The organism is Stenotrophomonas sp. pho (assembly GCF_006228405.1).
GTDB lineage: Bacteria > Pseudomonadota > Gammaproteobacteria > Xanthomonadales > Xanthomonadaceae > Stenotrophomonas > Stenotrophomonas sepilia.
The window spans coordinates 2,458,441-2,479,345 of sequence record NZ_CP029759.1 but is presented as its reverse complement, the minus strand read 5'-3'; the positions used below and the strand labels follow the sequence as shown (position 1 = coordinate 2,479,345).

The following is a 20,905-nucleotide window of genomic DNA, read 5'->3' as shown; positions in this document are numbered from 1 at the left end:
TTCCATGAAGATGATCTCCCGTTCCGTACTGGCCATGGCCGCCACCTTCGCCCTGGCCGGTGCCGCCCAGGCCGCCGACATCGTCGGTGCGGCCAGCCCGGCCACCGATTCGCAGCTGTACGTCAAGGTCGGTGCCTCCGAAGTCAATGGCGGCCCGCACAGCGCAGGCAAGGCCGGCATCGGTGTCGGCACCGTCTCCAACGCCAAGCCGGTCGATTTCCAGGGCCTGGCCGCATACTCGGCCCCCACCACCGTGGGCAACGTGACCGTACGTACGCTGGCCATGCCGATCACCGGCACCCCGGGCAATCATGCCGGCATGGGCCACTTCAACTTCGTCAAGGTGGGCAGTGGCGATGTCTGGTTCGGTGAATGGTCCAAGGATGGCGCCGCAGGCGGCTTCAACAATCGCCAGGTGTACTTCGCTGGCGACCGTGCGGGCACCACGTTGCCCAGCGGCACCGCCACGTACGCGGTGGCTGGCCTGAACAAGTTCAACGGCAGCAACCTGCTCAGCGGCACCTTCGCCGCGAACTTCGGTACCGGCAAGCTGACCGGCGGCCTGACCGGTGGTGGCCAGACTCTGGCGATCAGCGCCAACATCAACAGCGCCGATGCGTCCTTCGCCGGCACCGCTGTGGCCAACGGTTCGGTCACCGGCAACAGCCAGGGCCAGTTCTTCGGCGCCAACGCCGCCACCCTGGCCGGTATCGCTACGTTCGCCGGCAACAGCCAGTACGACACCGCCTTCGGCGGCAGCAAGAACTGATTGCCACGCCCTTGACGGGGCAGGGCAGGGACAAGCCGCGATCCGCCAGTCCCTGCTTCGGCCCGCTGCATGCACCGCCACGGATCGACCATGCGCCACCCCATTTCCCTTGTGTTCCTGCTGCTTGTTGCCGCCGACGTGCGCGCCCAGCAGGACGATCTGCGCCGCGTGCTCGAACAGGGCAGTGAACTGCGCCACCAGCAGCAGGACCAGCAGCGCCTGCAGCAGGCCGAATCGCAACGGCCGACGCTCACCATCGATGGCCAGACCGTGCGGGTGGAGCGCACCGTCGATGATCTCGGCCAGGCCCTCTACCTGTCATTGCAGCATCAGCAGTGGCCGGCCGCTGCGGCGTTCCTGGCCGAATACCTCGAGCTTCCGGGGCACGATCCGCTGCTGCGCCACTACGCGCAGGGTGCGTTGGCCCGCGTGGCCGGTGACCATCCGCGCGCTGCACAGGAGTACGAAGCGCTGCTGGCAGCGCAGCCGGACTTCCTGCCCGCCCGCCTTGAACTGGCGCGCGTCTATGCCGAAGACCAGCGCGACCGCGAGGCGGTGGCATTGTTCGGTGCAATCAAGGCCGGTATCGACAGCAACGATCCGGCCACCGCGGGTGTGCGCGCACGCGTGGACAGCTATCTGGACGCGTTGCAGGCACGCGGGCGCTGGAAGGGTGCGGTCGCCGCGGGGCCTGCATGGAGCGACAACATCAACCGCAGTTCGGCCAGCCGCACCTGCCTGTTCGGTGTCGGCGACACCTGCCTGATCGAACGCACGCTGCCCGAAGCGCAGCGCGCCACCGGCCTGGACTACGACGCCAGCCTGGAACGGCGCTGGGCGTTGGCAGGCCATCATGGCCTGTACGTGCGTGGGCTGGCGTTCGGCCAGGCCTGGCGTGGCTACAGCGCATACAACGAGCTCAACGCCAGCGTGCAGGCCGGCTACAGCTGGCGCAGTGCACGGCACACCCTGCAGCTGGCGCCGAGCCATGACTACCAGGCGCTGGGCAACCACGCCCTGCAGGGCGGCAGTGGTGTGCACGGCGAATGGCAGTACGCCCTGGACGCGCGCAGCCTGCTCAAGCTGGAGGCCGACTGGAAACGCCAGCGCTACCGGCAGCCGGGCCTGGCCGACAACTACGATGGCGAACTGGCCGCGCTGTATGCCACCTGGTTCCGCGCGCTCAACCCGCGCTGGACCCTGTTCGCGGGCGTGGACCTGACCGACAGCAGCGCAGCCGACCCGGCCAACGGCTACCGCCAGCACGGCCTGCGGCTGGGCGCGGCACGGCAGTGGAGTGGCACCACGGCCACGGTGTTCGTGTCGTTGCGTCACCGTGACTATGGTGCCTGGAGTCCTTTGCTGGAGGCGCGCAGGCAGGACGACGAACAGAACCTGATCGCCATCGTGCGCAGCGAGCGGCTGGCGGTGGGCGGGCTGGTGCCCAGCCTGAGCCTGCGCTACGCCTGCATCGACAGCAACGTCGGTTGGCTGTACAGCCATGACCGCAGCCTGCTCAGCCTGAAATGGGAGCGTGCGTTCTGAACGCACCGCTGCCATGCCGGAGTGAATGCGCCGCGGCTGCGATCTTCATCGATCATCACGCGCCCTTGTAGCCCGGTTCGCGCATCCTACGGCCGTTGCGGCGGAGGTGGGCCGCGTGTATCGAGGAGCGCCGGTCGTGCTGGAAGCGGGCAACAAACCAGAAGGCCTGAAAGGGTTGAGAGTACTGGTGGCGGAAGATGAATTCGCCATCGCGATGTTCCTGGTGGACTACCTGGAGCTGAAGGGCGCGCAGGTGGTGGGGCCGGCCGGGGATCTGCAGGCACTCGGCCGGCTGCTGGATGACAACCCCATCGATGTGGCCCTGCTGGACATCAACCTGGGCGGTGAACAGGTGTATCCGCTGGCCGACCGGCTGGCCGAAGCGGGTACGCCGTTCATGCTGACCTCTGGCTACGATGACAACCTGCCCAGCCGCTTCGCGGATGCGCCACGCTGCACCAAGCCCTATCACATCGAGGCCCTGGTCCAGCAGCTGGCGGGACTGGTGGCGACGCCGCAGGCCCCTGCGGGCATCGCCTGATTGCGCGGCATGTCGCGCCACACCGAAGGCCTCCGGGCCGTTGAGCGCCCGGCGGGCATGCCGCCGTCGCTGCAGGCGCATGCGCGCCATGACGGCATGGCCGCCCGTATTGCCCGGCACGACTGGTCAGGCACGCCACTGGGTGCGATCGAGCAATGGCCGCCGCACCTGCGCGCCACCGTCGACCTGATGCTTGCGCACGGCTTTCCGATGATCGTGCTGTGGGGCGAGCAGCTGGTGCAGCTCTACAACGATGGCTATGCCGAGATCCTGGCTGACAAGCATCCTGGCGGACTGGGCCAGCCGACGCGCGAGTGCTGGCCCGAGGTCTGGCACATCAACGGCCCGATCTACCAGCGTGTGTGGCAGGGCGAGACCATCACCTATGAGGACAAGCTCTATCCGCTGGCGCGGCGTGGGCGCTTGGAGGATGTCTGGTTCACCATCACCTACAGCCCCATACGCGGGGAGGACGGGTGCATCAACGGCGTGCTGGTGACCATGTTCGAAACGACCGCTGCGCACGTCGCGCAGGCGGCCCGCGAACGCGAGGAACAGAAGCGCCGTGAGAGCGACCGCCGGTTGGCGCTGGCCTTTAAGGTGCTGCCGGTGGGTGTCTGCATTGTCGACGCCGACGGCAACCTGCAGCTGTCCAACGACCAGATGCGGACCTATCTTCCCACCGGCAAGGTGCCCTCCACGGATCGCCCCAACCACTATCGGTGGCAGGGGGTGCATCCCGATGGCTCGCGCATCGAACCCCACGATTTCGCCATCGCCCGCGCCCTGCGGGGGGAGACGATGGTCCCGGGCCTGGAGTTCCAGTTCATCCATGACGACGGGCGCGCGCGCTGGACACGCGTCGCCGCCGCACCGCTGCGTGATGCCGATGGCGCGGTGAGTGGCGTGTTCGCGATCGCAGTGGACATCGACGATCTCAAGCGTGCCACCGAGCGCCAGTCGGTGCTGCTGGCCGAACTGCAGCATCGGGTGCGCAACATCATGTCGACCATCCATGCCATTGCCTGGCGGACCCGCGTATCGGTCGGCAGCGTGGACGAGTATGCCGAGCGCCTGTGCGCGCGGCTGATGTCACTGGCGCGCACGCAGAGCCTGTTGACCCGCGGCGCCAATGTAGGGGTCTGCCTGCGCGGCATGCTCGAGGAGGAGATCGCGGCGCAGGCACCGGCGGCCGCCGCCTGTCACCTGCAGGGCGAGGATGTGCTGTTGCCACCGAAGGCGGCCGAAGTACTGTCGCTGGCCATCCATGAGCTGGCCGCCAATGCGCTCCGGCACGGCGCGTTGGCCCACGAGGACGGGCGGGTCGATGTCTGCTGGCACCTGCAGGTGCAGGACGGGCAGCCGTGGCTGGGCCTGCACTGGTGCGAGCGCCATGCCGAGGTGGAGGGGTGGGAGATGCCACGCCAGCGTGGCCTGGGCCGGGTCCTGATCGAGCAGCGGGTGCCCTATGAACTGGCCGGCAGCGGCGAGCTGCGCTTTACCCCGCAAGGCCTGGATGCCTGGATCCGCTTCCCGCTGCGCGATCGCGACAGCCTGCTGCAGACCGACGCCCCGGACACCGGGCTGCCTGGGTAAAAGGGCATTTATCTCCAATTTGGCCAAATTGGGTATAGTGGTTCCCATCCGCCCCGCCTGGAGCCGTGCCATGACCCTGCCGCTGGATCTGCCTGGCCTCGAAAAGGCCCCGGCCTCGTCGGTGAAGACCCGCGGCTGGCCGAGCCTGATGCGCACCGTGCGCGAAAAGCAGGCGCTGGTCATCACCAACCACAATCACCCGGAAGCGGTGATCGTGGACATCCGCACCTACCAGGAACTGCTGGCCAAGGCCGCTGGCGGCGATGCCGGTGAGCGCAACGAGGAACTGCAGCGCCTGCGCAACGAGTTCGACCAGACCCTGGCCGGGCTGCAGCGCGGTGAAGGGCTGGGCAAGGTGCTGGGCCAGCCGATCCGGCGCGGCCGCAAGGTCACCCTCGGCCGCCCGCTCTGATCGATGGGACGCATCCTGGCGCTGGCCGGTGTCAATGGCGCCGGCAAGAGTTCGCTGCTGGGCACCTGGCTGGACGCCGAAGGGCTGAGCTGGTTCAACCCGGACGCGTTCACCCGTCGCCTGGTCGACGCCGGCTGGTCGCTGCCGGAGGCCAACGCCGAGGCATGGCAGGAAGGCACCCGCCGCCTGCGCCAGACCATGGCCGATGGCACCGACTTCGCCTTCGAGACGACGCTCGGCGGCAACACCATTGCGCGCCTGCTGCGTGAGGCCTGCGAACGGCATCAGGTGGCGATCTGGTTCTGTGGGCTGGCCGATGTTGAGCTGCATATCGCCCGTGTTGCTGCGCGGGTGGCCGCCGGTGGCCATGACATTCCAGTCGAGAAGATCCGCGCGCGTTTCGATTCCGCGCGCGCGAACCTGCTGGAGCTGCTGCCGCACCTGGCCGAGTTGCACGTCTACGACAACAGCGCACCGGCCGACGCGCAGGGTTGCGTGGTGCCGCTGCCGGTATTGGCCATGGCTGCAGGCGAACTGCAGTACCCGATTGCCGTAGCCGACCTGCTGCACACGCCCGGCTGGGCCAAGCCCATCGTGATGCGTGCAATGGAATCGAACACCCCGCGCTAGATCCACGCCATGCGGGGATGCCTTGGCTGTGGTTAGACTGGCCGCACACCCAAGGAGGATGACATGCACGGACCTGCGATGTTCCGCTCCGCTTCGACCTGCCTGGCGCTTGCTGCGCTGGCGCTGTCCAGCCTGACGGCGATGGCCGCGCCGGCCGCGTCCAAGCGGGTGGTGGCGCCGCCCAGCCTGGTACAGGCGTATCGGGCCGCCGAAGCCAATCTGCGGCTGATTCCCGGCGATGACATTGAATCCGAGTTCCGTCCGGTGTGGACCGCTGTTGCCGATCTCGATGGCGATGGCCGTGCCGAGGTCGTGTATTTCTACACGTCCACCTACACCGGCGGCAGCTTCGCGCAGAGCAATGTGGTGGCGGTGATGACGGCGCTGACAGCGAACGATCCGCGTGGCCAGGAGAACCCGAAGAGCCTGTCGCCGGTGGAGGCAGAGGACTATGCCGCCATCCGCAGGTATGGCTATGGCGATGATGCCGGCATCCAGATTCCGGGCGCGGTGCAGTCGATCCGAATCGAAGGCAACCGGATCATCGTTGCCTTCACCGTTACCGCAGGCGCAACGGTCTGCGAAATTCCCCGCGATTTCCGCCACGTCTGTCCGCCGGACGGAAACTACACCTGGACGCTGCGTTGGACGCCGGGGAAGCTGACCCGCATCAAGACGTAGCGCCATGCAGCGCCGGGCGTATCCACCCGGCGCCACTTGGCCCATCGATCCACGCCATGCGTGGATCGCATTCTGCACCCGGCCTCAGGCAGGCTTCACCTGCTCGGGCTCGGCAACATCCGGCAGCGGCGGCAAGGTCGGGTCCACCGTCACCGGCACATCGCTCTTCAACAGCGCGGCCGCTTCCTTGTCGCTGCCGACGGCCGGCGGTGAACCGCGCAGCGGCAGGCCGGCGGTTTCCTTCACGAACAGCATGGTCACCAGGCCGATCACCGCCGCGCCCATCAGGTAATAGGCCGGCACCAGCGGGTCGCCGGTACGCTCCACCAGCCACGCGGTCACCAGCGGCGTGGTGCCACCGAACAGCGACACCGACACATTGAAGGCGATCGACAGCGCGCTGTAGCGCACCGGGGTGTAGAACAGCGCCGGCAGCGTGGACGGCATCGAGCTGGTGAAGCACACGAGCGCCAGCCCCAGCAGCATCAGGCCCAGGAAGATCAGTCCGTCATTGCCGCTGCCCACCAGCAGCAGGCAGGGCACCGCCAACACCAGCAGCGCGATGCAGGCGCCAATGATCATCGGCCGGCGGCCCAGCCGGTCACTGAACAATCCGCCGACGATGTTCAGCGGCATCATCACCAGCATCACGATGATGATCAGCAGCAGGCCCTTGCTCTCGGCATAGCCCATGGTGACGCTGAGGTAGCTGGGCATGTAGGTCAGCAGCATGTAGTCGGTCACGTTGAACACCAGTACCAGGCCCATGCACACCAGCAGCTGGCGGCCATGCACCTGGAACAGCGCGCCCAGCCCGGGCCGGTCGTGCTCGCGCTTCTCGGCTTCCTCGGCGAAGGCGCGGAACGCCGGGGTTTCCTCCAGCTTCATGCGCATGTACAGGCCGAGCAGGCCCAGCGGGCCGGCCACCAGGAACGGAATGCGCCAGCCCCAGTCCAGCATCTGTTCGCTGCTCAACACCATGTGCAGCGCGGTCACGGTACCGGCGCCGGCGATATAGCCGCCCAGCGTGCCGAACTCCAGCCAGCTGCCCATCAGGCCGCGGTTGCGGTCGGTGGAGTATTCGGCGATGAAGGTCGCCGCGCCGCCATATTCACCGCCGGTGGAAAAGCCCTGCACCACGCGTGCGAGCAGCAACAGCACCGGTGCCCAGATGCCGATGCGCTCGTAGGCGGGAATCAGGCCGATCGAAAAGGTGCCCAGCGCCATCAGGACCATGGTGAACGCCAGCACTTTCTGGCGGCCGTAGCGATCACCCAGCGGGCCGAACACCAGGCCGCCCAGCGGCCGTACCAGGAACGCTACGGTGAACGTGGCGAACGCGGCGATCACCTGCGCGGTGGGATTGCTGGAGGGGAAGAACACCTGGCCGATGGTGACCGCCAGATAGCCGTAGACACCGAAGTCGAACCACTCCATGGCATTGCCAAGTGCGGCCGCGCCGACGGCGCGCTTGAGCATGGGCTTGTCGACGACGGTGATCTCATCGACCTTCAGGTGGCGGCGGCGTTTGAACCAGCCGAAGTGGGCGTGTGCATCGGGGGTGTCCTGCATGGGGCTCCCTTGTAAGTGGAAGAGGTGAATAGACGGTGGGCTAGGTCCCGGAAATCGGAAACGGCGATGCAGGCGCAGGTGGCGCAGGGGCATCGGTGAGTGGCGTGGGGGCCGGGGAATGTGTGCAGGCACGACGCCACGCGCACGGCAACGCACCGCCGCAACGGCGGAAACGCAGCAACAGGATCACTGCGGTCGCGCAGTCAGCGGCCGGAGGTCACAGCAGCGTAGGGAGGGCAGGCCAGAGCGCCTGCGGGCGTCATCCGCCAGGATCCAGCGCGAGGCGGTGGAAGGGCAGGGCGGGAGCCATCGTGGCAAGCGAAGCGCCGGTCGGCAGTGCTTTCCACGTAACAGGTGCGCCCGTCACGTAGTGGGTCATGTCGATCATCCGTTCATCATAACGGCATCGGCGTGAGCATGCAGAGAAGCGGCCTGATCTGCACGCTGTGTTCCATCACGCCTGTTCATCCGCGCAGCGTGCAATGACATGCGTTGAACGAACTCTGGCCGCAGCGCTCACGCAACGCTGTCTACGGTAGCGCTGAACGCAATCGAGAAGGAGCATCGCATGACCCGTCGCATTCCCGAAGGTACGCTGATCATCGTCGCCGATGGTGGTTCGGCCCGCGTGTTCACCAACGTCGGCAACGAACATCAACTGGCGTTGAAGCAGGAAGGCGAACTGCGCCTGCAGGACATCAGCGAGCAGGGTGTCTCCGGGCAGGGGCCGGCGGCCGGTGCGGTGCCGAAAGACATGTCCATTTCGCAGCTCAACGAGGCGACGTTCGCCAAGCAGGTGGCGGAGCAGTTGAACGAAGATGCGCTCAACAACCGCTTTGCACACCTGGTGCTGGTGGCAGACCCCACCACCCTGGGCCGTATCCGCCCGCTGCTGCACAAGGAGGTCCAGGCCCGCCTGCTGGGCGACATTGCCAAGGACCTGACAAACGCCCCGCTGGCGGATATCCAGAAAGCGTTGGCGGCGTAACCGGCATGCCGTTCATGCGTGACTACCTGGCGGCGGAGCCCGCTGGCGCGGACGTGGACGCGCAGGCGGGCTGGCTGCTGCTCGAGTTCGGTGCACCCTGGTGTGGTCACTGCCAGGCCGCGCAGCCCGCACTCCAGGCGTTTGTCGACGCCCACGATCCGGTGCATTGGAAGATCGAGGATGGCAAGGGAAAGCCGCTGGGGCGTGCTTTCAAGGTAAAACTGTGGCCCACCGTGGTGCTGTTGCATGACGGCCAGGAGGTGGCGCGGGTGGTGAGGCCGATCGACAGCGCCGACCTCGCCACCTTGCAGGGCGCATTGCCGGGCTGAGGGCAGCAATCGCTGCGTGCGGTGCGCACGGCGCCGAGCAGGTTCGGCTGCGTCGCGGTCTAGTGATAGGTCACCTTTTCCGCTTCCGCACGCGGCTTCTGCAGCAACGACCGACCATGCTGGCTCAGCATGACCATCGCGTCGGCGATCTCTTTGGCGTTGTAGCCCATCGGTGCGGGTGGCTTCGGCTCGGGGCCGTACTGCTCACCGATGAGGATGGCCATGCCTTCGGCACTGTTGAGGGCATGTTCGATACGCTGGAACAGCGATTCCATGGCCGGGCTGAGCGGACGCGTGTGTTTCATGCGGAAACTCCTTGGGAAGCGAGGGCCACCGCAAGGGTGGCGGGCGATGCGTGCTTGGAACTCCCGGAAGGAACAGAGAATACCGGAGGGCCTGACGGCCACACGCAGCGCCCGCCGCAGTTACGACGAGCTATCTCTGTCCTTCTTTTCGGGGTTCCAATCCCGGCAGCGGGATGTCCGCTGCGGCGCCATTCTGGGCAGATCGAGGCGCTGCGCACCAATTGATGGTTCGTCTCGCTTTGTCCCGCTCCGAAGGCGCGGTCTTTCAGAAGTGCATGTGTGGACATCCACTGCCGTATTGGCACCGATCTGGAAGCGGGAAGCCGGAAGCCTATGAGGCGATTCGTCGTCCGGCCATGCAATTATGTGCAAATCATCGTGCCGGTTCCGGCGGCCGCACTGCAGCATGCGACAGGGCAGGGCCGGTGCTACTCTCTGACCACCACCTGAATCGATCCAAATGCCGATGCCCACGCTGGACCGTCGTCTCCTGATCGCTGTCGCCGCCACGGCGATGTTCGCTTCCGGCCTGGCCAGTGCGGCCCCAGCCAGAACCGCCGCCGACAAGGCATACGCCTCGGTCGATCCGTTCATCGGCACCGGTGGCGAGGGCCACACCTACCCCGGCGCCACGGTGCCGTTCGGCATGGTCCAGCTCAGCCCGGACACGCGTATCCAGCCGCGTGAAAAGGCCTATGGCTGGGCGGCGGGCTACCGCTATGACGACAGCAGCATCGTCGGTTTCTCGCATACGCATTTTTCCGGCACCGGTCATTCGGACCTGGGTGACGTCCTGCTGATGCCGTTCACCGGCAATCCCGGGCTGGAGCGCGGCGATCCGGAGAAGCCGCGCAGCGGTTACGCCTCACGGTTCCGCCACGCTGACGAGAAGGCCGAGCCGGGCTACTACGCAGTCACCCTGGATGACTACAAGGTGCGTGCCGAGCTGACCACCAGTGCGCGCGTGGGCGTGCATCGCTACGCCTTCCCCAAGGGCACCGACGCCAAGGTGCTGCTGGACATGCGTACCAGCATGTACGACTACCCGGGCAAGGTGCTGTGGTCGCGGGTGCGGGTGCGCGCCGATGGCACGGTGACCGGCTTCCGCGAAACCCGGGGCTGGGCGCCGGGCCGCCAGCTGTACTTTGCGATGCGCTTCTCACGCCCGCTGGCCGGGCATGAGCTGCACAACACCGAGCAGGACATCGTCTACAAGGGCTTTCCGCCGCCGGGCGAAAAGGACCCGGCACAGCGCGCCCAGATCGAGGGTCGTCAGCTGGTTGGTACGTTCGCTTTCGGCAAGCTCGATGCACCGCTGGTGGTGAAGGTGGCGATCTCGCCGGTCAGTGAAGCCGGTGCCATCGCCAACCTCGACGCGGAAGTGGCCGACTTCGATTTCGACCGCGTGCGTGCACAGGCGAAGCAGGAGTGGACGCAGGCACTGTCCGTGCTGGACATTGACGCGCCGGAACATGCGCGGCGCAGTGCCTATACCGCGCTGTACCACACGATGCTGGGGCCGACGCTGTTCATGGATGCCGATGGCCAGTACCGCGGCGCGGACAATGCCGTGCACAAGGCCGATGGCTTCACGCACTATTCGACGTTCTCGCTGTGGGACACCTACCGCGCGCTGCACCCGCTGCTGACCTTGGTGCAGCCGGGAAAGCGCAACAGCGACTTCATCAACTCCATGCTGGCCCACCACGAGCACAGCCCCTACGGCATGCTGCCGGTGTGGTCGTTCCACGGCCTGGAGGACTGGTGCATGATCGGCTACCACGCCGTGCCGGTGATCGCCGATGCCTACGTGAAGGGCATTCGTGGCTTCGATGCGGACAAGGCTTTGAACGCGATGGTCGAGACCGCGAACTACGGCCCGTATGATGGCATCGCGCAGTACCGCGAGCTGGGCTATGTGCCGATCGACGAGGAAGGTGAAGCGGCCAGCAAGACGCTGGAGTACGCCTTCGACGACTGGACCATCGCACGCATGGCGCAGGCCATGGGCAAGGCCGATATCGCGGCGACCTTCGACAAGCGCGCAGGCAACTGGCGCAATGCCTTCGACAAGGACACCGGCTTCATGCGCGCGCGCAAGCGCGATGGCAGCTTCCGCACGCCGTTCGACCCCAGCGCCAGCGGCTACGGCACCGACTACACCGAAGGCAACGCCTGGCAGTACTCGTGGTACGTGCCGCAGGACGTCGCCGGCCTGGCCGCCGCGCACGGGGGCAGCGACAAGCTGCTCGCGCGCCTGGACGAGGTGTTCAACGCCAAGGTGGATCCATCGATCTTCGAGCACATGGAAGACATCACCGGCCTGATCGGCTGGTATGCGCACGGCAACGAGCCCAGCCACCACGTGGCCTACCTGTATTCGTATGCCGGCCAGCCGTGGCGCACGCAGGCGCGGCTGAAGCAGATCATGGATACCCAGTATGCCGACCGTCCCGATGGCCTGGCCGGCAATGATGACGTTGGCCAGATGTCGGCTTGGTATGTGTTCACCGCGCTGGGCTTCTACCCAGTGGCGCCGGGCTCGGGCGAGTACATCCTGGGCCGTCCGTTCCTGCCGAAGACCGCGATGCGTCTTCCGAACGGCAAGACGTTCACCATCGTGGCCGAGGGTCTGGATGACAAGCACACCTATGTGGGCAGCGTGACGTTGAATGGCAAGCCGCTGCAGCGTGCCTTCCTGCGCCACGACGAGATCCTGGCCGGTGGCGAACTGCGCTTCAGCATGCAGGCCGAGCCGAACAAGGACTGGCCGGGGCAGGGCGCGCAGGCGCCGTATTCGATGAGCCGGTGATGCGCACGTGGTAGGTACCGACCTTGGTCGGCACGCTTCACGGGTGACCTGATACCTGTAGAGCCGAGCCCATGCTCGGCTCAGGCACCGTGCCAAAAGCAGCCGAGCATGGGCTCGGCTCTACAAGGGCAATTCGACAAAGGTCAACGAAACCGCAACCCCACCCGCGCACCGCCGATCGGGGCGGTATCAATCATCAAGGTCGCGCCATGTCGCTGCGCGATCTCGGCCACAATCGCCAGCCCCAGCCCGCAACCGTCGCCCTCGCTGCTGGCCCGGTAGAAGCGTTCTGTGACGCGCGCGCGTTCGGCTTCGGCGATGCCGGCGCCGTCATCGTCCACCCATACCTGCACGCCGTCGGTTCCCTGCCGAACGCCGAGGGTGATGACTCCGGGCGTGGCGCCATAGCGCAGCGCGTTGTCCAGCAGGTTGCCCAGCGCCTCGCGCAGCAACTGCGCATCGCCCTGTAGCTGCACGCCGTCGTCGGGTCCGTCGTAACCCAGGTCCACGCCCGCCACCAATGCGCGGTCGGCATAGCGCTCGACCACGCCACGCGCCAGCGCGGCCAGATCCAGAGGCTGCAGCGGCAGTGCGCTGCCCTGTGGATCTTCCGAGCGGCTGAGCATCAGCAGCTGGTTGACCAGGTGCTGCAGCCGTGCCAGCCCGGCCAGCGTGCCGGACAACGCCAGTTGCTGGGCCTGCGGATCCTGGTGGCGGAGTGAGCTCTCCAGCTCCACCTGCATTGCCGCCAGCGGCGTGCGCAGCTGGTGCGCGGCATTGCTGACGAAGCGCCGTTGCGCGGCCTGCATGGCGTCCAGTCGTTGCAACAGCGCGTTGTAGGCCTCCACCGCCGGCCACAGCTCGCGTGGCGCCTCCTGCGCGGGTTCCAGGGGCGCCAGTGGGTCCGGGCGGGGGCTGGCCAAGCGCCGCGCCACCTGGTTGGCATGGCGTGCGGCCGCGCCGGTCCCGGACCAGGCCAGCCACGCGGCAAGCGTGAGGATCGCAGCCTGGAACGGGATGCTGGTCAGCAGCAGCTTGCGCTCCAGCCGGTGGCGCTTGCGCAGCGTCTCGGCTACGCGCAGCCGGATATCGTGGCCCGGTCCGGCACTGACGAGGACTTCGACCATGCGCACCGGCTGCCCGCGCAGGCGCGCATCGTAATAAACCGCGTCGTCGCTTGATGCGGCGGTGGCCGGGCGCGGCAGCGCTTCGGCCAAGTCGCCATACAAGCGTCCACCCGCAGCATCGACCACTTCGCCATGCACTTCGTCGGCGGTGTCCCAGCTGAACATACGTGACACCGCGGGCGTGATCTCGATTGATGCATGACCCTCCTGTACCGTCACCAGCTCGGACAGGGACATCGCCGAGTCCAGCAGCCAGCGGTCATAGACCTGACCGGCGTAGAAGCGCGCCAGCGCGAAGGAACCCACCGCGCTGCACATCAGCAGCACCAGCAGCGGCAGCCACAGGCGGCGCAGCAGCAGGCTCCGCAGGCTGTGCACGCGCTCAGTCACCGCTGGCCTCCAGGCGATAACCCAGGCCACGCAGCATGCGGATGCCGACGCCGGCACGCGCGTGTTCCAGCTTGCGGCGCAGGCGACTGACATGCACTTCGATCACCGACAAGCTGGCCTCGTGGTCCCAGCTGTACAAAGCGTCGAACAGGCGCTGCTTGGTGACGGTGCGGCCGGGATGCTGCATCAGTGCTTCGACCAGCGACAGCTCGCGGGCGGTCAGTTCGATGCGCTGGCCGTCCACCTGCGCCTCATTGCGGATGCTGTCGAAGCACAAACGGCCCAACCGCTTCTGCGCCGGTGCGTCGCTGCGGCGACGCGACAGCGCACGCAGGCGGGCTTCCAGTTCCCCCAGTGCAAATGGCTTGGCGAGATAGTCGTCGCCACCCCGGTCGAGGCCGAGGATGCGGTCCTCCACGCCATCGCGCGCCGTGAGGATCAGCACCGGCAGGGTGACACCGTCGTTGCGCAGGCGCGAGAGCAGGTCGAGGCCATCGACGTCGGGCAATGAAAGGTCGAGCACCATCACGTCATATGGCGCGCTGGCCAGTGCAGCGGGTGCATGCAGCCCGCGCGAGAGGTGGTCGCACAGATGACCCGCGCCCTGCAGGGCACGGATCAGTCCATCGGCCAGGGCGGCGTCGTCTTCGATCAGCAGGATTCGCATTGCAAGCTTCGTGCAAGGTTGGGGCAAGTTTGGCGCAAGTGCGTCACCTTACCGTGACGCGCATGAACTTCTTCCCTTGCCTTGCGGCTGTGTTGGCCGCCCTCCTGTGCGCACCTGCGGCGTCGGCACTTTCCCTGCAGGAGGCGCAGCGCGCCATGGAAGCACACAACCCGGACCTGCGTGTGGCGGCACTGGCGCTGCGTGGCGTGCAGGGCGACGCGCAGACGGCGGCGCTGCGTCCAGCGACCGAGCTGTCGATCGGCACCAGCAAGCTCAGCCCCAGGCACGGCGTCGGCCCGGGCCGCTGGCAGGACAAGCGGATGGACAGCACCGTGGGCCTGGGCTGGACCTGGGAACGCGGTGGCAAGCGCGCGTTGCGTATCCGCCAGGCCGATGCGCTGCTGGAGGTGGCCGGGCTGGAGATGCTCGATGCGCGGCGTCGCCAGCAGGTGGCGCTGCATGAGGCCTACTTCGGCCTGAAGCGCGCGCAGGAGCGGGTGCAGATTGCCGAGGCCAACCGCCAGAGTTCGGCCGAACAGATGGCGGCAGCCGACAAGCAGGTTGCCACCGGGGCGATGGCGCCGGTCGACCGCGCGCGGCTGGCGGTGGACGACCTGGCGGTGGCCGACGCGGCGCGCGAGGCGGCCCTGGATCTGCGCGATGCACGGCATGCGCTGGGCCTCCTGCTCGGGCGTGACGACAGCGGTGACCTCAGCGCCGATGATCCCTGGCCGGACCTCGCAGGCGTTGCCGCAACGCGCGCGTTCGATCCGCAGCAGCGTGCCGATCTGCGCGCAGCGCGTTCGCGCCTGGCCGCGGCCGATGCCGGTGTAGCACTGGCGCGCAGCGAGCGCCATCGCGATGTCCAGCTGGGTGTGGAAGCCGAACGCGAGCCGACCGACATCAGCGGTGTGACCTGGGGCGTGTCGTTGACCATTCCACTCGGTGGCCCATCGCGTGCACGCGGCGCGATGCAGCGTGCCGAGGCCGACCGTGATAGTGCGGCGCTGGAACTGCAGGTGCTGCAGCGCGAAGCGCGCGCCGAACTTGACCTGCTGCAGGCCAGCGCGCAGTCCGCCGCGCAGCGCCGCAGCGACTACGAAGGACTGCAGTCCGACGCTGCGCGCAAGGCGGTACAGGGCATCGAACTGGCCTACCGGCGCGGCGCCGCCAGCCTGACCGATCTGCTGGATGCGCGCCGCAGCTGGCGCGAATTCGAAGCCGCGCTGATCGAAGCGCGTGCCGACCATGCCATTGCCCTGGCGCGCTGGGAAGCGGCCACATCCGTTGTTGAAGGAGAGTCCCGATGAAGTCCACCGTCGCCCGTCGCCTGCGTGCGCGACATGCCGTGCTGCCGGCCCTGCTGGTGCTGGCCCTGCTGGGCGGCTGCGGCCGCGAACCGGCGTCGTATACCGAGGACGCGCCGCAGGTCAGTGCCGGCCAGATCCAGTTTCCAGCCGGCAGCCGCCAGCTGGACGTGCTGCGCAGCGAGGCGGTGACCGCCGGCGCCAGCGCCAGCCTGCAGCTGCCGGGCCGGGTGGCCTGGGACGAGACACGCTCCAGTGCACTGCGCACGCCGTTGCCGGGTCAGGTGGCGCGCATCGAGGCGCAGCCGGGGCAGAGAGTGAAGGCAGGGCAGGTGATCGCCTGGATCACCTCGCCGGAGTTCGGCCAGGCCCAGGCCGAGGGCGCGCGTGGCCGTGCCGAACTGCAGCAGGCACGCAAGGAGCTGGAGCGCACCCGCGAGCTGCACGCCGCGGGAGTGGCGTCGGGCCGTGAACTGGATGAAGCCGAAGCGAGCTTTGCCGGCAGCCAGGCCGATCATGCGCGCGCGACTGCATTCGCCCGGGCCTATGGCAATGGCCAGCGCGTGGACCAGCGCCTGCCGCTGCGCGCCCCATCGATGGCGTGCTGGTGGAGCGGCGGATGAACCCGGGCATGTCGGTCAGTCCCGACAGCGAGCAGCCATTGGCAGTGATCGGCGATCCGGACCGCCTGTGGCTGCTGCTGGATGTTCCTGAAAGCCTGGCAGGGCGGTTGAAGGCCGGCATGCAGGTGAGCGTGCCCGGCGCCGATGGACAGCCGCTGCAGGCGACGCTGCAGCACGTGGATGACTTCATCGACAGCGAACGCCGGGTGGTGCAGGCGCGTGCCGAGCTGGACAACCGCGCACGTGGCTTCAAGGCCGGGCAGTACGTGCGCGCCCAGGTGGCGTTGCCGTCCGAGGGCGGTGTCTCGCTGCCCGACGCCGCGGTGTTGCTGATCGACGGAAAGCAGGTGGTGTTCGTGGAGGAAGGCAAGGGCCGCTTCGTGCGCCACGCGGTGCACGCCGAGGAGCTGGGTGACGGCCGCCTGTGGGTGCGTGAAGGCCTGGCGCCGGGCAGCAGAGTGGCCGTCGAGGGTGGCCTGCTGCTGCAACAGCTGGTGGACAGCGCGCCGGCAGCCGCCAGCACCGGCACGGGGCGCGCCGCGCCATGATCGATCGCCTGATTGCCTATTGCCTGCGCCAGCCGCTGATGGTGATGCTGGCGCTGCTGCTGTTCATCGGCGCTGGCATCGCCGCGTTCCGCGTGCTGCCGGTGGAAGCCTTCCCGGATGTGTCCGACACCCAGGTGACGGTGGTGTCGCTGCACCCGGGCCGTGCCGCCGAAGAGGTCGAGCGCGAGGTGACGATGCCGCTGGAAGTGGCGCTGTCTGGCATTCCGCATTCGGTGCGGGTGTTCTCGCACACCCAGTTCGGCCTGTCGATGATCATCCTGACCTTCGACGACAAGGCCGATGACTACTTCGCACGCCAGCAGGTGCTGGAGCGCCTGCAGGGCGTGGAGCTGCCAGAAGGGGTGACCCCGGAGCTGGAGGCGATGAGCTCGGCGGTGGGCGAGATCTACCGCTATGTGCTGAAAGGCCCGCACCTGACCCCGACCCAGCTGCGCACCGTGCAGGAATGGACGATGGAGCGTAGCCTGCGCACCGTTCCTGGAGTGGCCGATGTGATCAGCTTCGGTGGCTTTGCGCGCACCTTCCAGGTCAAACCGGATTTGGACAAGCTGCGTGACCGCGGCATCAGCCTCGGTGAGTTCGCCGAGGCGCTGGAGAAGGGGAGTTCGAACGCGGGCGGCGGCTATGTGGAACGCGGCCAGCAGCAGTTCCTGATCCGCGGCGTCGGTCTGATGCGTTCGCCGGCCGACATCGGCAACGTGGTGGTCGCGCAGCGCAGTGGCACGCCGATCCTGGTGCGCGACCTGGCCGGCATCGCCGATACCGGCCTGCCCCGGCAGGGCCTGGTCGGCCAGGATGACAATGACGATGCGGTGTTCGGCATGGTGCTGATGCGCAAGGGCGAGAACCCGTCCGACGTGCTCGACGCCCTGCACGCGCGCATCGCCGAGATCGAAGCGAACCAGCTACCGGCCGGGGTCAGCATCGAGCCGTTCTACGACCGCTCGTGGCTGGTCTCAACCACGCTGAAAACCGTGTTCCGCAACCTGCTTGAAGGCGCGGTGCTGGTGTTCCTGGTGCTGTGGTTGTTCCTGTACAACGCCCGCGCCGCGCTGATCGTGGCGGCGATGATGCCGCTGGCCCTGCTGTCGACCTTCCTTGGCCTGCATCTGTGGGGCGTACCGGCCAACCTGTTGTCGCTGGGTGCGATGGACTTCGGCATCATCATCGATGGCGCGGTGATCGTGACCGAACACATCGTGTCGCGGCTGTCGAAGCTGCCGCCGAACGCTGACAGGAAGACGCGCTTCTCTACCGTACTCTCGGCAGCCTCCGAAGTGGGGCGCCCAACGTTCTTCTCGATGCTGATCATCATCGCCGCACACATCCCGATCTTCACCCTGCAGCGCCAGGAGGGCCGAATGTTCGCGCCGATGGCGTACTCGGTGACCTCGGCGTTGATCGGTGCGTTGATCCTCGCACTGACCGTGGTGCCACTGTTCTGCTACTGGTGGCTGCGCCGCGACCGCATGCGCGATGGCAATCCGCTGATGGACCGCCTGACCGGCTGGTACAAGCCGATCCTGGAGCGTGCATTGGCCCGCCCGCGTGCGGTGGTACTGACCGCAGTTGCGCTGCTGGTCGGCACGCTGGCATTGGGCACCCGGTTGGGTTCGGAGTTCCTGCCCGAGCTGGACGAAGGCTCGATCTGGTTGACCGCCACGCTCGACCCGAGCACCAGCCTGGCCGAGGCGCAGCAGCAGTCGCGGCGCATCCGTGAGCTGGTCGGCACTTTCCCGCAGGTATCGACCGTGGTGGCCAAGTTGGGGCGCCCGGAAGACGGATCCGATGCCAAGGGCGCCAACCAGATCGAGGCGCTGGTGGCGTTGAAGCCTGAGAAGGAATGGCCGAAGGGCGTGGACAAGCGCCAGCTGGTGAGCGATCTGCAGCGCACCTTGGAGCAGCGGATTCCCGGGCCGGAGTTCTCGATCTCGCAGCCGGTGCGCGACAACATCCTGGAGAGCATCTCGCAGATCAAGGGCCAGGTGGTGATCAAGGTCAGCGGCTCGGACCTGGATGTACTGAACCAGCACGCGCAGGCGATCCTGGGGCAGGTGCGTGGCGTGGAGGGCGTAGAGAGTGCCTTCATTGATCGTGACGGCTCATTGCCGCAGCTGCAGATCGAGATCGACCGCGATCGTGCGGCACGCTATGGACTGAATGTGCGCGACATCGACGAGGTGATCGAGACCGCACTGGGCGGGCGCCAGGTTGGTGAACTGTGGGAAGGTGACCGCAGGTTCCCGATCACGCTGCGCCTGGACGACGCCGACCGTGACCTGCAACGGTTGCGCACGGTGCCGGTGGGCATTGGCGATGGCCACACCGTGACGCTGTCCGACGTGGCCGAGTTCCGCATGGCCAGTGGCGCGATCAACATCTCGCGTGAGAACGCACAGCGGGTGAAGGCGGTGAGCATCTTCATCGCCGGCCGCGACATGGGCAGCGTGGTGGCCGACATGCGCAAGCGCGTGGACGCCAGCGTGCAGCTGCCGGACGGCTACCGGCTGGAGTGGTCTGGCGAGTTCGAGAACCAGCAGCGTGCGATGGAGCGGCTGGGCTGGGTGATTCCGCTGTCGGTGCTGATCATCTTCGTGCTGCTGTTCGATGCCTTCAAGGACATCAGCAGCGCTGCGCTGATCCTGGCCAACGTGCCACTGGCAATGATCGGCGGCATCCTGGCCCTGTGGCTCACTGGCATCGCGCTGTCAGTGTCGGCGGCGATCGGTTTCATCGCGTTGTTCGGGCAAGCAGTGCTGAACGGGGTGGTGATGCTCAGTCGCTTCGCCCAGCTGCGCGAGCAGGGCATGGACCTGCTGCAGGCGGTGGTACAGGGTTCGCTGCAGCGCCTGCGCACGGTGCTGATGACCGCACTACTGGCGATGTTCGGCCTGCTGCCGATGGCCACCTCGCATGCGATCGGTGCTGAGACCCAGAAGCCGCTGGCGGTGGTGGTGATCGGTGGTCTGCTGTCGGCGATGCTGCTGACCCTGCTGGTGCTGCCGACACTGTACTACTGGGTGCATCGCCGCCGCGAGGCGCGCATCGCCTGACCTACCTGTAGAGCCGAGCCCACGCTCGGCTGCTTCTGGCCTTCGCGCGAAGAGCAGCCGAGCATGGGCTCGGCTCTACACCGGCTTCGCGTCCTGCGTGGATTCGATCAACCGCCACGGGTTCCCAAGCAGATCCACGCCATGCGTGGATGCCGTCCGCGCGACCTAGACCATCCCACCGTTGGCGCGCAGCACCTGGCCGTTGATCCATCCGCCATCGGCACTGGCCAGGAACGCCACCGCGCCGGCGATGTCTTCCGGCGTACCCAGCCGCTCCAGAGGATTCATCTTCGCCAACCGCTCGATCAGTTCCGGTGACTTGCCGTCCAGGAACAGGTCGGTGGCGGTCGGGCCCGGCGCCACCGCGTTGACGGTGATGTTGCGCCCGCGCAGCTCCTTGCTGAGGATCGCGCCCATCGTTTCCACCGCCGCCTTGCTGGCCGCGTACACGCTGTAGTTCTCCAGCCGGATGCCGACCACGCTGGTGGACAGGGTGATCAACCGGCCACCGTCGCGCACCCGTCGTGCACTTTCGCGCAGCACATTGAAGGCGCCCTTGAGGTTGATGCCGATCACCCGATCGAACAGGGCGTCGTCGGTGTCGGCCAGCGGCGCCAGCTGCAGTACGCCCGCGCTGTTGACCACCACGTCGATGCCGCCGAAGCGGGCTTCGATGGCATCGAACAGCTGCCGCACTGCCTGCGGATCGGCGACATCGGCCTGCAGCGCGATGGCCTGCGCGCCGGCTGCGTTGAGTTCGGCCGGCAGCGCTTCGGCGTCGTCGCGGCGCCCTGCATAGTTGATGGCGACAGCGTGGCCATCGGCGGCGAGCCGGCGGGAAATGGCGGCGCCGATGCCACGGGAGCCGCCGGTGACCAGAGCGACAGGGCGGGCGGGGGAGAGGGTCATGGTGGCTTCCAGTGGGGCACGCCGGAGTGGCGCAGAGCCATCTTCGCGACATTGCCCGTTCGGATAATCCTGCATAATCC

17 protein-coding genes and 1 pseudogene are annotated in these 20,905 nt (G+C 67.2%); 13 read left to right on the top strand and 5 right to left on the bottom strand.

Annotation, left to right across the window (positions count from 1 at the left end; translation table 11 throughout):
• Window positions 1-4 precede the first annotated feature (4 nt).
• From DL544_RS11690 to DL544_RS11660, 7 genes are all read left to right on the top strand, one after another.
• On the top strand, window positions 5-769 hold the full coding sequence (locus DL544_RS11690) for a Slam-dependent surface lipoprotein (protein ID WP_065186511.1): 765 nt from the start codon (window positions 5-7) through the stop codon (window positions 767-769).
• Between the two features lie 90 nt (window positions 770-859).
• Window positions 860-2,314, top strand: a complete 1,455-nt coding sequence (locus DL544_RS11685; protein WP_065186510.1) for a surface lipoprotein assembly modifier — start codon at window positions 860-862, stop codon at window positions 2,312-2,314.
• 136 nt (window positions 2,315-2,450) lie between these two features.
• Window positions 2,451-2,855, top strand: coding sequence for a response regulator (locus DL544_RS11680; RefSeq protein WP_005416747.1), 405 nt, complete (start codon window positions 2,451-2,453; stop codon window positions 2,853-2,855).
• A gap of 9 nt (window positions 2,856-2,864) precedes the next feature.
• The gene (locus DL544_RS11675) at window positions 2,865-4,451 is read left to right on the top strand and encodes a sensor histidine kinase (RefSeq protein WP_065177687.1); all 1,587 of its coding nucleotides are present in this window, start codon (window positions 2,865-2,867) and stop codon (window positions 4,449-4,451) included.
• Between the two features lie 70 nt (window positions 4,452-4,521).
• Window positions 4,522-4,863, top strand: coding sequence for a type II toxin-antitoxin system prevent-host-death family antitoxin (locus DL544_RS11670; RefSeq protein WP_065177688.1), 342 nt, complete (start codon window positions 4,522-4,524; stop codon window positions 4,861-4,863).
• A gap of 3 nt (window positions 4,864-4,866) precedes the next feature.
• Entirely contained in the window at window positions 4,867-5,493 is a 627-nt protein-coding gene (locus DL544_RS11665; protein WP_065196383.1) for an ATPase, read from the top strand.
• 63 nt (window positions 5,494-5,556) lie between these two features.
• Window positions 5,557-6,174, top strand: coding sequence for a hypothetical protein (locus DL544_RS11660; RefSeq protein WP_065186509.1), 618 nt, complete (start codon window positions 5,557-5,559; stop codon window positions 6,172-6,174).
• 84 nt (window positions 6,175-6,258) lie between these two features.
• Here the strand turns inward: DL544_RS11660 and proP are convergent, their stop codons facing one another.
• The gene (gene proP / locus DL544_RS11655; RefSeq protein WP_139727176.1) at window positions 6,259-7,746 is read right to left on the bottom strand and encodes a glycine betaine/L-proline transporter ProP; all 1,488 of its coding nucleotides are present in this window, start codon (window positions 7,744-7,746) and stop codon (window positions 6,259-6,261) included.
• 568 nt (window positions 7,747-8,314) lie between these two features.
• Between proP and DL544_RS11650 the strand changes: the two genes are divergently transcribed.
• A complete protein-coding gene (locus DL544_RS11650; protein WP_139727175.1) occupies window positions 8,315-8,734 on the top strand; it encodes a host attachment family protein in 420 nt (139 codons plus the stop codon).
• Between the two features lie 5 nt (window positions 8,735-8,739).
• Window positions 8,740-9,063, top strand: coding sequence for a thioredoxin family protein (locus DL544_RS11645; protein WP_065186506.1), 324 nt, complete (start codon window positions 8,740-8,742; stop codon window positions 9,061-9,063).
• Window positions 9,064-9,122: 59 nt separating this feature from the next.
• Here DL544_RS11645 and DL544_RS11640 read toward each other — a convergent pair whose 3' ends face one another.
• The gene (locus DL544_RS11640) at window positions 9,123-9,368 is read right to left on the bottom strand and encodes a hypothetical protein (protein WP_065177694.1); all 246 of its coding nucleotides are present in this window, start codon (window positions 9,366-9,368) and stop codon (window positions 9,123-9,125) included.
• 460 nt (window positions 9,369-9,828) lie between these two features.
• Here DL544_RS11640 and DL544_RS11635 point away from each other — a divergent pair, with 460 nt between their 5' ends.
• Window positions 9,829-12,180: a GH92 family glycosyl hydrolase gene (locus tag DL544_RS11635; protein WP_139727174.1), complete on the top strand. Its 2,352-nt coding sequence runs from the start codon at window positions 9,829-9,831 to the stop codon at window positions 12,178-12,180.
• 143 nt (window positions 12,181-12,323) lie between these two features.
• Here the strand turns inward: DL544_RS11635 and DL544_RS11630 are convergent, their stop codons facing one another.
• Window positions 12,324-13,697 carry a sensor histidine kinase gene (locus DL544_RS11630; protein WP_095377509.1) on the bottom strand — a complete coding sequence of 458 codons (1,374 nt, stop codon included), beginning with the start codon at window positions 13,695-13,697 and terminating at the stop codon, window positions 12,324-12,326.
• The gene (locus DL544_RS11625) at window positions 13,690-14,364 is read right to left on the bottom strand and encodes a response regulator (protein WP_065177697.1); all 675 of its coding nucleotides are present in this window, start codon (window positions 14,362-14,364) and stop codon (window positions 13,690-13,692) included. Before DL544_RS11625 ends, DL544_RS11630 begins: the two co-directional genes overlap by 8 nt.
• A gap of 62 nt (window positions 14,365-14,426) precedes the next feature.
• Here DL544_RS11625 and DL544_RS11620 point away from each other — a divergent pair, with 62 nt between their 5' ends.
• The 3 genes and pseudogenes from DL544_RS11620 to DL544_RS11610 all read left to right on the top strand — a co-directional run bounded on the left by DL544_RS11620 (window position 14,427) and on the right by DL544_RS11610 (window position 19,916).
• Window positions 14,427-15,674 (top strand): TolC family protein, encoded by a 1,248-nt coding sequence (locus DL544_RS11620; protein ID WP_065177698.1) that lies wholly within the window; start codon window positions 14,427-14,429, stop codon window positions 15,672-15,674.
• Window positions 15,671-16,842: pseudogene (locus DL544_RS22475) on the top strand (efflux RND transporter periplasmic adaptor subunit). Before DL544_RS11620 ends, DL544_RS22475 begins: the two are co-directional and overlap by 4 nt.
• Window positions 16,839-19,916, top strand: a complete 3,078-nt coding sequence (locus DL544_RS11610; RefSeq protein ID WP_139727173.1) for an efflux RND transporter permease subunit — start codon at window positions 16,839-16,841, stop codon at window positions 19,914-19,916. Before DL544_RS22475 ends, DL544_RS11610 begins: the two are co-directional and overlap by 4 nt.
• A 165-nt stretch (window positions 19,917-20,081) precedes the next feature.
• On the opposite strand, the gene DL544_RS11605 is transcribed toward DL544_RS11610, so the two are convergent.
• Entirely contained in the window at window positions 20,082-20,825 is a 744-nt protein-coding gene (locus tag DL544_RS11605; protein ID WP_139727172.1) for an SDR family oxidoreductase, read from the bottom strand.
• Window positions 20,826-20,905 lie beyond the last annotated feature (80 nt).